We start from the raw sequence: 11861 nt of genomic DNA, 5'->3' as shown, positions 1-11861 counted from the left end.
GTGACGTTCATTTCGCGATGAGATCAGGCGCGTTCAAGCAGGTAGCCAAAGCCACGTACAGTGCGCAGATTGACATCACTATGACTCAGGCGGCGGCGCAAGCGATGAATATAGACCTCAAGTGCATTATCGCGCAGCGATTCATCGTCACCGAAGGCCTCTTCTACCAGACGCGATTTGTCGACCGCTTCCCCGGCGTTACGCAACAGACAGGCAAGCAGACGCAGTTCACGCGGTGGCAGTGAAAGTGGTTCATCTTCGATATAAACACGTTGCGTAGTCACATCAAGCTTGATCGAACCCAGGGTCAATATATCGTTGCCATTGCGGTGACGCCGTAGCAGGGCGCGTATCCGTGCTTCAAGCTCATCGAGGGCAAACGGTTTGGCGAGATAATCATCGGCGCCGAGATCAAGGCCCTTGACGCGGTCTTCGATTGTGGCGCGCGCGGTGAGGATCAACACCGGCGTGTCACGGTCATGGCTACGCAAGGCGGCCAAGGCTTCGAGTCCGTTACGCTTGGGAAGATTCAAATCTAAAATGATGAGCTGCCAGTCATTGTCATGAGACAAAAGCTGCTGGTAGGCATCGTTGCCATCGGTAATCTTGGTGACGTCATGCCCCGCTTGAGAAAGGAGCTGTTCCAGCGTTTCCGACAGGAGAGGATCATCTTCTATCAGCAGTAGAGCCATGCCGTTTCCCGCTAATGATTAAGCTGTGGTTATCTGTCGTTCTGAATCGGCCAAGCATCTGTGCGGATTCGGCGTGAACGGAATTTCATCATTTATTGTCGCCACTTATGCGCTCACTTGCACTAGGTGCTGGCGAGAAGCGTGCTGTTAGCGCAGGTTTGTATGCCGCTGTCGTGCGAGATCGGGCTGGTTTTCGTACTTTTCATCAATCGTTATGTACCAATGGACCGGTTTCATGGTGTCTTGGGTTGTCGCGTTCCTTGCCGTGCACTATACGGATATCTTCGTATACAATGCCATGCATCGTCATGTGCTTGTCGCCCGGCAATCACGCTGGTATGATGCACGCCTCGGTCAGCACAGCGTCTAACTAATTGATGCTTAAGTGGCTGTCCGGTTGTGGTGGCCCCCGCCGGTCCTCCCGCAACGCTAAACTGCGAACCCCGCCAGGCCCGGAAGGGAGCAACGGTAGCGGTGGCTGCGTGTGCCGGGATGTGGCTGGTGGGGGTTGCCTCCTTAATTAGCCTAGGTATCGCTGCAACGGCGTGTTTCCTCCTGGCATATTTCTAGTTTCGTAGCCTGTCAATCTAACTCAACGTTCTTTTTGCGCCTGAAGTTAGTGCTGCTTCATTTCCCCTGTTTTTTATTCTGAATTCTTTGTCTTTTACGCATTGGCTTGCAAGTTGCTGGTATGCGCCATTCGCTCGCTATAAAATGATTCCCCACGTTCGTTACCATGAGCGTCAGTAAGCCCAACACCGAGCCTTTTTTCATCAGGTTCCGGCATGTGTTTGAGCATGTCGTATCGCGTGCAAGGACACCCTCGCTGCATGAGCTATCAAGTATTGGCCCGCAAATGGCGGCCGCGCACCTTTCATGAACTCGTTGGTCAGGAACATGTCCAGCGCGCGTTGGTCAACGCGCTCGATCAGGGACGGCTACATCATGCCTACCTGTTTACCGGGACCCGTGGCGTCGGCAAGACCACGCTGGCACGTATTCTCGCTAAATGCTTGAACTGCGAGAATGGGGTCACGTCCAAGCCATGTGGCCAATGCGAAACCTGTCGGGCAATTGACGAAGGGCGCTTTGTCGATCTGATTGAGGTGGACGCTGCCTCGCGTACCAAGGTGGAAGACACCCGCGAACTGCTCGATAACGTCCAGTACGCGCCGACGCAGGGACGCTACAAGGTGTATCTCATCGATGAGGTGCACATGCTGTCGACGCATAGCTTCAATGCGCTTCTCAAGACGCTGGAAGAGCCGCCTCCTCACGTCAAGTTCCTGCTGGCAACCACGGACCCGCAGAAGTTGCCGGTGACTGTACTGTCGCGCTGCCTGCAGTTTTCGCTCAAACATATGCCACCTGAGCGTGTCGTTGAGCATTTGACGCGGGTGCTGAGCGCTGAAGACGTGCCGTTCGATGAACGGGCACTGTGGCTTCTAGGCAAGGCGGCCAACGGTTCGATGCGCGATGCGCTGTCATTGACCGACCAGGCCATAGCCTTTGGTCAGGGTGAGGTGCAAGGCGACGATGTTGCGGCAATGCTCGGGACGCTTGATCATCGCCATCTGCTTGCGCTCACCGAGGCGTTGGCGGAAAGTGACGCGGCGCGCGTATTAAGTGAGGTCGCCAGTCTGGCTGAGCAGGGCCCTGATTTCAGTGGCGTGCTCGATGAACTAGGCGGCGTCTTTCATCGCTTGGCGATTGCGCAGATGGTGCCTGATGCGCTCGATAACAGTCACGGTGATCAACGCGACCTGTTGGCGCTGGCGCAGCGTTTCACCGCTGAAGATGTGCAACTCTATTATCAGATCGCTCTGCAGGGGCGCGGCGATATGGAGTATGCGCCCGAGCCGCGTACAGCGCTTGAAATGACCCTACTGCGCATGCTGGCATTTCGTCCTCAGGGCGTTCCGAAGCCAGCGCAGACTCCGCTGCCGATGCGTGGTGACGCTAGCGCACGTCCTCAGCAAGGAACGCGGGAGTCGCAGGAAAACGGTGCGACAACCCGCAGTAAGGATGCAGGCGATGAGGATGCAGTCCCTGCGCCTGTGTCCGCATCGCCTGGATCGCCTGTTAGAGAGACAAGCGAGTCAGAGCACTTCCATGAGAACCGTGATTATCCTGCGATGAGTGGTGCATCGTATGATGACCATGATGGCGATCACGAAGCCGCCACTGCACAGGCGTGGGCCGATCAAAAGACGGTAGCGGCTGACCCGCTGCCCGCGGCATTCACTGTACGTGACGATGTCTCTTCAATTGAAGATGTACCGCCTTGGGACGATGAATCCGTCCCACTACAGGGTAATTACGAAGATGTACATAAGGCGGTAGAGGCGCCTAAAGATATCAGCGCTGAGTCAATGCCTGTTCATGAGCAACATGGCGCGGATACCTATTCTGAGCAGTGGCAAGCCGAAAAGATAACTGACACCGGCACTATTGCCGTTTCCGCCGATGCTGCAGCGCCGACAGCACCGGTAGCGCCGATGCCACCATCTTCCTCGGTGCAGGGTGAGATTACCCATGCGCAGTGGCTTGAGCTTTTTCCACAGCTTGGACTGAGTGGCATGACGGGCAATCTCGTCGCGCACTGCATTGTCTCCCATGATGATGGCAGCACGCTTAAGCTGATTCTCGATCCCTCACAGGGTGCGATGAACTCCGACATTCATCGTGAGCGCCTCGAAGCGGCACTATCAGACGCTGGCTGTGCCCGTCGAGTAGCGATCGAGGAAGGTGCCATACCCGAGGACTGGGAAACGCCCAAGTCCCGGCGTGACCGTGAACTGGCCGAGCGACATCGACGCGCAGTTGAAGCTTTGCGTCATGACCCGCATATCAAGGAAATCGAGCAGCACTTTGCGGCTCGTTTGTTGGAACAGAGCGTGACATCCTTCGAGCAGGAGCGTTGAGTTTGCCCGCTTACGTTCGAAACGATAGTGCAGTGTGATTTACCTATATTATCTATCAGACAGTTTCTACCGAGAGGTGACAAGCATGTTCAAGGGCGGCATGGGCAACCTGATGAAGCAAGCTCAGGAAATGCAGGAAAAGATGCAGCAGGTACAGGAGGAGATCGCCCAGCAGGAAGTACAGGGTGAAGCCGGTGCCGGAATGGTCAAGATCACCATGAATGGTCGTCACGATGTCACCAAGGTCGAGCTTGATCCTTCAGTAATGGAAGAAGACAAGGATTTTCTTGAGGATCTGCTGGCTGCGGCGGTCAACGATGCCGTACGTAAGGTCGAGACGAATTCCAAATCGAAGATGGAAGACATCACCAATGGTATGAACCTTCCGCCTGGTTTCAAGATGCCGTTCTGATGACATTTTCTCCGCTGGTTGATCGACTGCTGGATGCGCTGCGTGTGTTGCCAGGCGTAGGGCCCAAGACCGCTCAGCGCATGGCGATGCATCTGCTCGAACGTGATCGTGAGGGCGGGCAGCACCTTGCCCGTGTGCTGGAAGAGGCTCTTGCACACGTCGGCTATTGCCAGCAATGCCGGAACCTGACTGAGCATCCGCTTTGCGCGATATGCGAAAGCTCACGCCGTGATGATAGTCAGCTGTGCGTGGTCGAATCGCCGGCTGACCTGCTGGCGATCGAGGAAGCAGGTGGCTTTCGTGGCCGTTATTTTGTGTTGCATGGCCACCTTTCGCCGCTTGACGGCATCGGCCCCGGTGATCTGGGGCTTGAGCAGCTTGAGCAGCAGGTCAACGCAGGCATGGTTGAAGAGATCGTGCTGGCCACCAACCCGACGGTCGAAGGCGAAGCTACGGCGCATTATGTTGCCGAGCAGCTGCGTGGTTATGGTGTGCGCTTATCGCGTCTGGCCTATGGCGTCCCGATGGGGGGCGAACTTGAGTACGTCGATGGGGGCACGCTGTCGCGGGCATTCGTCGGACGACAACCTTTTAGTGAATGAGTCTTGCTGAGAACACGTACGACATGATTTCTATTGAGCGGCACTGGGTCGCGACATCTGAGGCGCTGAAAAGTGCCTGTCAAGCGCTGGCCAATGTCGACGTGATCGGCGTAGACACCGAGTTCATGCGTGAGACGACATTTCATCCAATCCCTGCGCTGATTCAGCTCGGGACGCGGGAATCCGTCTACTTGATTGATCCTCAGGCCGTGGCGCCCAATGCGGAGCTAAAAGCGTTGATGGGACCTGATGGCCCATTGAAGCTGTTGCATGCCTGCAGCGAGGACATGGATATTTTTTCTCTCTGGCTGGGAGATGTGCCGCGTCCTCTGGTCGATACGCAGATCGCTCAAGGGCTGCTGGGGGGTGAAACCGCAATGAGTTACCAGCGGCTAGTCGCCTATTGGCTTGATGAGAATATTCCCAAGGATGCAACGCGCTCGAATTGGCTGGCGCGGCCCCTTTCTGAAGAACAGTGTGCCTATGCTGCGCTGGATGTAGCCTATCTGCCCGATATATGGAAGGCACAGCAAGAGCGGTTGCGCCAATATGATCGCTTGGGCTGGCTTGAGGCCGATTGTGCACAGCTGGTTGATGCCGCACGTACCCCTCGCGACGACTCGCAGTGGCTGCGTCGACACCGCCAAGCGTGGCGGCTTTCACCCCGTCAGCTAGCTCTTTTGCAGCGCCTTTCTACCTGGCGTGAAGGTGAGGTGCAGACTCGCGATATTCCCCGTGGCCGGCTCGTTTCTGACGCGTTGCTGTATACGATTGCGGAAACAATGCCCAAAAATCGCTATGAACTGGCGCAGATTGAGGATATCAAGCCGACCATGGTCAAGCGTGAAGGCGACGCCATTTTAGCGATTGTGCGCGAAGCGCTGGCGCTCGATGAAGATAGCTTGCCTGAAGCGTTGCCATCCCCATTGTCACCACCGTTCAAGAAACGGTTGAAAGCGTTAAAGAAAGTGGTTGCGGCACGTGCGGAAGGGCTTGAAATCGAGCCAGAGCTGCTGGCACGTCGACGCGAGCTGGAAACATGGGTGGCCGCTGATCTGGCCAATCGCCCTTTGCCGATCAATGAGGGCTGGCGCAGCGAGCTACTCGCCGAAGAGGTCCGCAAGGCGCTCATCACTCTTGAGGAAAACGCATGACAGAGCGATTGATATGCCAGGTATTCAAAAGCACACGCAAGGATGAAATGTATCTTTATGTCGATAAGGCGCGTGGCTTGCAGGATATCCCCGAGGCGTTAAGCGCGATGTTCGGGCGCCCCGAACCCGTCATGACGGTGCTGTTGACGCCGGAAAAGAAACTGGCACGCGCCGATGCTACCAAGGTGATCGAGACGATACGCAGTCAGGGGTATTATTTACAGATGCCGCCGCCTCGTGATGAGTCGAAGCTGGACCCTCATCGTGCGCCGACGCAAGATCGCTATTGATGACCTCCGTTCAGTTGAGGCCGGCGATGCGTGAAAGATTCTGGGAGCGCCTGACGCTTGAAGAATTGACCGACGAAGAATGGGAAGCGCTCTGTGACGGGTGCGGACGCTGCTGTCTGGTCAAGATCGAAGAGGAAGATACCGGCGATATCGCAACGCTCAATGTCGCCTGTAAGCTGCTTGATATTGATAGTTGCCGTTGCAGCGATTATCCCAGCCGCTTTTCACAGGTGCCTGAGTGTACAAAGCTGTCGCTTGATAACGTCGAACTCTTTCGCTGGTTGCCCGAAACGTGCGGTTATCGGCGCATGGCGGAGGGGAGAGGGCTGGCACGGTGGCATCCGTTGCGTTCCGGTGATCCCGAGCGGGTCCACCGTAAAGGGATCAGCGTGCGTTCGTTTGCAGTATCCGAGCGCGACGTTGACGAAGAAGATTATGAAGATCACATCATTGCCGTACTGCCGATCGAGTATTGAGAGGCCGCCACGGGTGTGTATGACTGCATGTAAAAAGGCCCGCCACATTCATTCGTGACGGGCCTTTTTTCGTCAAGGGTGCTCAGGGATGCTCGACTAGTCCTAAGGCCCAAAGGATGTACGCATCCTGGCGAGCATTGTCTTTCCATGCACTAAAGCGCCCAGACGCGCCACCGTGTCCCGAGGTCATATCAGTACGCAAAAGCACAGGGCCGCGTGCTGTACCGATTTCAGTCAGGCGGGCGTACAGCTTTGCCGGTTCCCAGTAAGGCACACGTGAGTCATGCCAGCTGCCCTGAAGAAAGACGGTAGGGTAAGGAGCCGCTGACAGGTTATCGAGCGGAGAGTAGGCGCGAATTCTGCGCCGCGCATCCGTCTCGCCGGGGTTGCCCCATTCACTATACTCGGCCGTGGTCAGCGGCAGATCCGGATTTTCCATGGTGCGCAGCACGTCAACAAATGGAACATCAAGTACCGCTGCGCAGAACGCTTCAGGATCAAGGTTCAAACTCGCGCCCACCAGCAGGCCGCCGGCACTTGCACCATAGGCAGCAATGCGATGACCATCGGCAATGCCACTATCGACCAGTGCATTGCGCGCGGCAATAAAGTCGTGAAAGCTGTTTTCCTTGTGCTCAAGCTTTCCGGCCAGGTACCACGGTTCACCGCGATCACCGCCGCCGCGCACATGTGCGACAGCAAAGGCAACGCCACGGTCGAGCAATTCAAGGCGTGCAATCGAGAACCAGGGGTCCAGCACCTCGCCATAGGCACCATAGCCGTACAGCAGCGTCGGGAGCGGACTGCGACCCAATACATCCTTGCGTGCGACAATCGAGACCGGTACACGCTCACCATCCCTTGCGGTTGCCCATATTCTGCGGCACTCGAGGTGTTCGGGCTGAAGGCTGCCATACAAGGGTTGCTGTTTAAGCAGCGTCCGCGTATTGCTGTCGAGATCAAACTCCGTCCAATGCGGCGGGGTTGTGAATGACTCCTCACGCAGACGCAGCTTGCGCGCATCGAAGTGCGGTGTATCGCCGAGCATTAGGCTGCAGGGCGTTTCCGGCAGCGGTAACCAGAAGTCGCGCCGTTGGGTATGGGCATCTTCTGCTGATGTATCAAATTCGATCAGGCGCAGGTGGACCTGCGCTTCATTGTGATCGCGCTCTGTCAGTACGACACCCCAGGAAAAGGCGTCAATGTCTTCAAGCGTGGTTTCCTGGCGGTGCGTGATCCATGGCTGCCAATGCCCGGGGGCGTCCTCTGTTGCGATATCGAGCTGAAAATGAGGCGCCTTGAGGTTATGCAACACATAAAAATAGCCGGGCCGATGCTCCAGGCTGTACTCGACGCCGGTCTCGCGCGGTCTGACACAGCGCGGTGGCGTCTCGGGCGAATGCGCGGGGATCAGATAGCATTCCGAAGTGTCTTTTGATGCTGTTTCAAGCATCAACCACTGATTTGAGCGGGTCTTGCCCAGACCGACCCAGAACTCGACATCATCTTCCTCGAACAGACATACGGGCTCACCGCCTTGACGGTCGAGCCGCCATACGCTGGCCGGGCGCTGAGTAGCGTCGTAGCGTGTAAACAGTAGCGTGCGATCATCCTCGGCCCATGTCAGCTCAGGACCGATGTCGCGAATCAAGCGTATCGGCTCACCATCGGGAAGACGCCGCAAATAAAGGTCGTAATATTCGTTGCCCTGAGTATCGAGCGTATAAGCAAGCCACTGCTCGGAAGGCGAGAGCGTGAGATCGCCCAGCTCGATAAATGCCTCACCTTTCGACATGGCTTCTAAATCGAGCAGCTTTTCATGCGGTGTTTCGGCATCGAGCGGTTTACGCCACCAGACCGGATAATTGGCGTCACATGCTGTCTCACTCCAGTAAGTGTAGTGATCGAGAGGCGTAGGCAGGCCGGTAACAGCAAGCTCTCGACGTGCGAGATGCCCTGTGTATAGCGTTTCGGTAAGCGCGCTCAGCGGTGCGAACCACTGATCGGCCTCTTCGTTGGCGGCATTTAAAAATGCTTCGACTTCGGCATCGTCGCGATTTTCCAGCCAGTGCCAGTGGGGATCATCGGCGCGCCGGAAGCGAAGCGTTGGAGAGTGAGTAGACGGCTGTGCTTTCATAGTCTGAAGTGTAACATGGCAGATCAAAGATCGTTTACGAGGTTGAGAATGCTGATTTCCGATTCACTGCCACTACTTTGGCTCTGTTATGGCGTCTTGTCACTGATCGTGCTCGCTGCAGGTTATTTCGGCGTATCGTTCCTGCCTCGGTTACCTCGCTGGGCACTGGTGGGCCTGGTGGCTGGCCTGCTGGCAACGCCTTCGACGTTCTCCGTACCTGGGCCCGAGAATCAGCTCGGCTATTCTGGCTGGGCACCGGCGTTGATTGTCGCCATTGTCGGTCAGCTTCAGCATGATACGGGACAGATGGCCGGAGCAGGTGCGCTGCTTCTTGTGGGAATGGGGATAGGTGCTGCCCTTGGCGCTGCGATTGCTCTGAAACGTCGTCGTGATGATGACGAAGATGATGAACACGATAGTAATGAACGTCGGCCCGTACAGCGCCACGCTGGACAGGCACGTCGTGAACCATCGATTTGAACAGGCGGTGAAGCAATGAAGGCAATGCAGCAAGTCCTCCTTGGTATGCTTTTGTGCCTGTGCTGGAGCATGGCGAGTGCGCAGGATGCAAATTCGCAAGACAACAATGCTGCCGATGTCCGGTTGTTGATCGATGTCTCCGGCAGTATGAAAGCCAACGATCCGGCCAATCTTCGTGCCAGTGGTGTGCGTCTGCTTGTCGATTTGCTTCCGCTGAACACCCGAGCAGGGCTTTGGACATTCGGCGCTCGGGTGGCCAATCCACTTCCCATGGATAACGTCGACGACAGTTGGCGCCAGAAGGCACTGGCGGTGCTTCCTCAGCTAAGTGACTATCAGCAATTCACCGACCTTGAAGCGGCGCTGAAAAGCGTAACACCAGAGGGCCAACGCAATAACACGCGGCACAATCATGTCATTCTTCTGACGGATGGCATGGTCGATATTCCCGCAAACGGCCAGGACAAGGCCGAGCGCGACGCCGCTTCGCGTCAGCGTATCCTGACGCAACTGGCACCACGCCTGGCAGGTAATGATGTCGTCGTGCATACCATTGCGCTGTCGCACAATGCCGATGCCAATCTGTTGCGAGATCTGGCCCAGCGTACAGGAGGGCTTGCTGCGGTGGCGGAAACGTCTGAGGCGTTGCTGCGCTCGTTTCTCGACGTCCTTGATCAGGTCGTGCCGAGCGAGCAGGTTCCGCTTATCGATGGACGCTTCTCCATTGATGATCGTGTCGATGAGTTTACCGCGCTGATCTTTCATGATGATACGGCCGCACCCATTACCCTGGTGGGGCCCAATGGTGAACGTATCCAGCGAGACGATGTGGCCAATGATAGCGGCGTGCATTGGCGCGGCGATCGTCGCTATGACCTGATTACCGTGCCGTCGCCGACGCCCGGTGAGTGGCATGTCGAAGGGCAGGTGGGACCTGGTAGCCGCATCCTGATTACCTCCTCACTTATGCTGAAGACGTCGTCGGTTTCGGCCACGCTGTATCAGTATTTTGATGTACCGCTCGACGCCTGGCTCACTGAAAATGGTGAACCCTATGCAGCTGAAGGTGATATGACGGTAAGTGCGCGTCTACGCGACAACAATGGTAATGAAATATCCACGGTGCTCACGCGGGATGAAGATGGCCATTATCGCGGAACGCTGGTTGAGCCTGAGTTGTTGGGCAATGCTCGTTTGAGCGTATTGGCCAGCGGCGCCGATTTTCAGCGTTTGCGCGTTCAGAGTGTCAACGTTGCGCCGGCCATCAGTGCAGCGCTGGCACCCGATCAGTCATCGATTGCACTGCAGGCGGCACACCCTCGCCTTGATAGCAGTAACACGACGCTTACCGCAACGTTGCAGGGCGAGTCGCTTGCGGTCGAGACGCGTGATGATAAACATTGGCGTGTTGCACTACCGGCTGATCTGCCTGAACAGTCAGTTCCCGTGGTGCTGGACGCTCAGGTCACACTGGACGGCGAGACGCGGCATATTCCGCTGCCTCCGGTACGATTAAATGAAGAGGCCCGTATCGGCCTTTCCGGTGCTTCGCTCGACCGCGCTGCTGTCAACGCTGAACAGTTGCCCGATGAGCCGCAGCAGGAGAAGAAAGTCCAGGACCAGCAATGGTCGCTGCAGCGGGTATGGGAAACGCTCAAGCCGTGGTGGCCTACGGTTGAGCGCTATGTTCAGGAGTATGTACGCAAGCCTTGGGTCTGGGCTGTGATAGGTGTTTTGGTACTGTTATTTCTGATAACGGCTATGCGTCGTCGTCAGCAGAGGCGGCGCCGTCGCCAGCAGAGGAGAGAGCCGCATGTGTGAGTTGATCGGCTTGAGTGCCAGCAAGCCGACAGACCTTTGCTTCAGTCTGACAGGCTTCTTTCCGCGCGGCGGGATTACCGGCTCCCATGTGGATGGTTTTGGCATTGGTTTTTTCGAGCCGGGTGGCTACCGCGACTTTCACGACATTCTACCGGCCGCGCGTTCACCTGTAGCGCGGTTGTTGTGTGAATATCCGATCGAAAGCACCATTGCGTTAGGGCAGGTGCGACAAGGAAATGTCGGCGAGACGTGCATCGAAAACACGTATCCTTTCAAGCGCGAAATTGGTGGGGTCTGCTGGAGTTATGTGATGCACGGCCAGATTGAGCGGCCCGAGACGCTAACGCTGAGTGGACGTTTCCAACCATTGGGCTCCACTGATGGTGAGCGCGCCTTTTGTTGGCTGCTCGATCGGTTGTATGAGTTTAGTCTGTCAGCACCGTTCACGTTCACCTCGCCCCAATTGAGTGCCGCCTTGCACATCTGGTGCCTGCAGTTACACGAAATGGGGGTGTATAACATGCTGCTGTCAGAGGGTAGCCGGCTTTACGCTTTCTGCTCCAAGCGTCTGACGTACATTACGCGGCGCGCCCCTTTTGGGCAGGCGGCGCTGAAAGATAACGCATGTGAACTTGATCTTGATGCGCAGCTCGATCCGGACATGGTGGCAACGGTCGTCGCTACCAACCCGCTGACCGATGAGGACGGTTGGGTGTGCATGACTCCAGGCGAGCTGGCCGTGTTTCACAACGGCGAACAGGTTGAATTACTCAAGGATAAGCGAAGAGCAAGTTAAAAGGCCTGTTGTTTGCTTATAGCTGTTTGCATATAAAGAACGCCCACGTCTCACATTGAGAGGCGGGCGTTTTCTGT

12 protein-coding genes and 1 other RNA gene are annotated in these 11861 nt (G+C 56.4%); 11 read left to right on the top strand and 2 right to left on the bottom strand.

All coding sequences use genetic code 11. The annotated features are described in order from the left end of the window. Window positions 1-23 precede the first annotated feature (23 nt). On the bottom strand, window positions 24-692 hold the full coding sequence (locus C3Z11_RS13980; RefSeq protein ID WP_106478581.1) for a response regulator: 669 nt from the start codon (window positions 690-692) through the stop codon (window positions 24-26). 235 nt (window positions 693-927) lie between these two features. Between C3Z11_RS13980 and C3Z11_RS17155 the strand changes: the two genes are divergently transcribed. The 8 genes from C3Z11_RS17155 (at window position 928) to C3Z11_RS13945 (ending at window position 6550) form a co-directional block, all read left to right on the top strand. Continuing rightward, the gene (locus C3Z11_RS17155; protein WP_262927416.1) at window positions 928-1062 is read left to right on the top strand and encodes a hypothetical protein; all 135 of its coding nucleotides are present in this window, start codon (window positions 928-930) and stop codon (window positions 1060-1062) included. A gap of 40 nt (window positions 1063-1102) precedes the next feature. Further along, window positions 1103-1199: signal recognition particle sRNA small type (gene ffs, locus C3Z11_RS13975), an RNA gene on the top strand. A 323-nt stretch (window positions 1200-1522) separates the two neighbouring features. Beyond that, window positions 1523-3616, top strand: coding sequence for a DNA polymerase III subunit gamma/tau (gene dnaX / locus C3Z11_RS13970; protein ID WP_106478580.1), 2094 nt, complete (start codon window positions 1523-1525; stop codon window positions 3614-3616). Window positions 3617-3701: 85 nt separating this feature from the next. After that, the gene (locus C3Z11_RS13965; RefSeq protein ID WP_106478579.1) at window positions 3702-4028 is read left to right on the top strand and encodes a YbaB/EbfC family nucleoid-associated protein; all 327 of its coding nucleotides are present in this window, start codon (window positions 3702-3704) and stop codon (window positions 4026-4028) included. Beyond that, window positions 4028-4630 carry a recombination mediator RecR gene (recR, locus tag C3Z11_RS13960; RefSeq protein WP_106478578.1) on the top strand — a complete coding sequence of 201 codons (603 nt, stop codon included), beginning with the start codon at window positions 4028-4030 and terminating at the stop codon, window positions 4628-4630. Before C3Z11_RS13965 ends, recR begins: the two co-directional genes overlap by 1 nt. A 23-nt stretch (window positions 4631-4653) precedes the next feature. Beyond that, window positions 4654-5784 (top strand): ribonuclease D, encoded by a 1131-nt coding sequence (gene rnd / locus C3Z11_RS13955; RefSeq protein ID WP_262927415.1) that lies wholly within the window; start codon window positions 4654-4656, stop codon window positions 5782-5784. Next, a complete protein-coding gene (locus tag C3Z11_RS13950; RefSeq protein WP_106478576.1) occupies window positions 5781-6074 on the top strand; it encodes a YcgL domain-containing protein in 294 nt (97 codons plus the stop codon). The genes rnd and C3Z11_RS13950 overlap by 4 nt, the downstream gene beginning before the upstream one ends. A gap of 26 nt (window positions 6075-6100) precedes the next feature. Further along, window positions 6101-6550, top strand: a complete 450-nt coding sequence (locus C3Z11_RS13945) for a YcgN family cysteine cluster protein (RefSeq protein ID WP_262927414.1) — start codon at window positions 6101-6103, stop codon at window positions 6548-6550. Window positions 6551-6632: 82 nt separating this feature from the next. Here the strand turns inward: C3Z11_RS13945 and C3Z11_RS13940 are convergent, their stop codons facing one another. Beyond that, on the bottom strand, window positions 6633-8687 hold the full coding sequence (locus C3Z11_RS13940; protein WP_106478575.1) for a S9 family peptidase: 2055 nt from the start codon (window positions 8685-8687) through the stop codon (window positions 6633-6635). Between the two features lie 48 nt (window positions 8688-8735). Here C3Z11_RS13940 and C3Z11_RS13935 point away from each other — a divergent pair, with 48 nt between their 5' ends. The 3 genes from C3Z11_RS13935 to C3Z11_RS13925 all read left to right on the top strand — a co-directional run bounded on the left by C3Z11_RS13935 (window position 8736) and on the right by C3Z11_RS13925 (window position 11784). Further along, window positions 8736-9167, top strand: a complete 432-nt coding sequence (locus tag C3Z11_RS13935; RefSeq protein ID WP_106478574.1) for a hypothetical protein — start codon at window positions 8736-8738, stop codon at window positions 9165-9167. Window positions 9168-9236: 69 nt separating this feature from the next. Next, entirely contained in the window at window positions 9237-10988 is a 1752-nt protein-coding gene (locus tag C3Z11_RS13930; protein WP_158701049.1) for a VWA domain-containing protein, read from the top strand. Further along, window positions 10981-11784: a class II glutamine amidotransferase gene (locus C3Z11_RS13925; RefSeq protein ID WP_106478572.1), complete on the top strand. Its 804-nt coding sequence runs from the start codon at window positions 10981-10983 to the stop codon at window positions 11782-11784. Before C3Z11_RS13930 ends, C3Z11_RS13925 begins: the two co-directional genes overlap by 8 nt. Window positions 11785-11861 lie beyond the last annotated feature (77 nt).

Origin of the sequence: Phytohalomonas tamaricis (assembly GCF_003012345.1) — a bacterium.
GTDB lineage: Bacteria > Pseudomonadota > Gammaproteobacteria > Pseudomonadales > Halomonadaceae > Phytohalomonas > Phytohalomonas tamaricis.
Note: the sequence above shows the minus strand (reverse complement) of the source record. Positions and strands in the feature narration are given on the sequence as shown.

Coding starts and splice junctions, on each gene's coding strand:
- C3Z11_RS13980 (WP_106478581.1), bottom strand. CDS start 692: ATGGCTCTACTGCTGATAGAAGATGATCCTCTCCTGTCGGAAACGCTG.
- C3Z11_RS13965 (WP_106478579.1), top strand. CDS start 3,702: ATGTTCAAGGGCGGCATGGGCAACCTGATGAAGCAAGCTCAGGAAATG.
- C3Z11_RS13950 (WP_106478576.1), top strand. CDS start 5,781: ATGACAGAGCGATTGATATGCCAGGTATTCAAAAGCACACGCAAGGAT.
- dnaX (WP_106478580.1), top strand. CDS start 1,523: ATGAGCTATCAAGTATTGGCCCGCAAATGGCGGCCGCGCACCTTTCAT.
- rnd (WP_262927415.1), top strand. CDS start 4,654: ATGATTTCTATTGAGCGGCACTGGGTCGCGACATCTGAGGCGCTGAAA.
- C3Z11_RS13925 (WP_106478572.1), top strand. CDS start 10,981: ATGTGTGAGTTGATCGGCTTGAGTGCCAGCAAGCCGACAGACCTTTGC.
- C3Z11_RS17155 (WP_262927416.1), top strand. CDS start 928: ATGGTGTCTTGGGTTGTCGCGTTCCTTGCCGTGCACTATACGGATATC.
- recR (WP_106478578.1), top strand. CDS start 4,028: ATGACATTTTCTCCGCTGGTTGATCGACTGCTGGATGCGCTGCGTGTG.
- C3Z11_RS13940 (WP_106478575.1), bottom strand. CDS start 8,687: ATGAAAGCACAGCCGTCTACTCACTCTCCAACGCTTCGCTTCCGGCGC.
- C3Z11_RS13930 (WP_158701049.1), top strand. CDS start 9,237: ATGGCGAGTGCGCAGGATGCAAATTCGCAAGACAACAATGCTGCCGAT.
- C3Z11_RS13935 (WP_106478574.1), top strand. CDS start 8,736: ATGCTGATTTCCGATTCACTGCCACTACTTTGGCTCTGTTATGGCGTC.
- C3Z11_RS13945 (WP_262927414.1), top strand. CDS start 6,101: ATGCGTGAAAGATTCTGGGAGCGCCTGACGCTTGAAGAATTGACCGAC.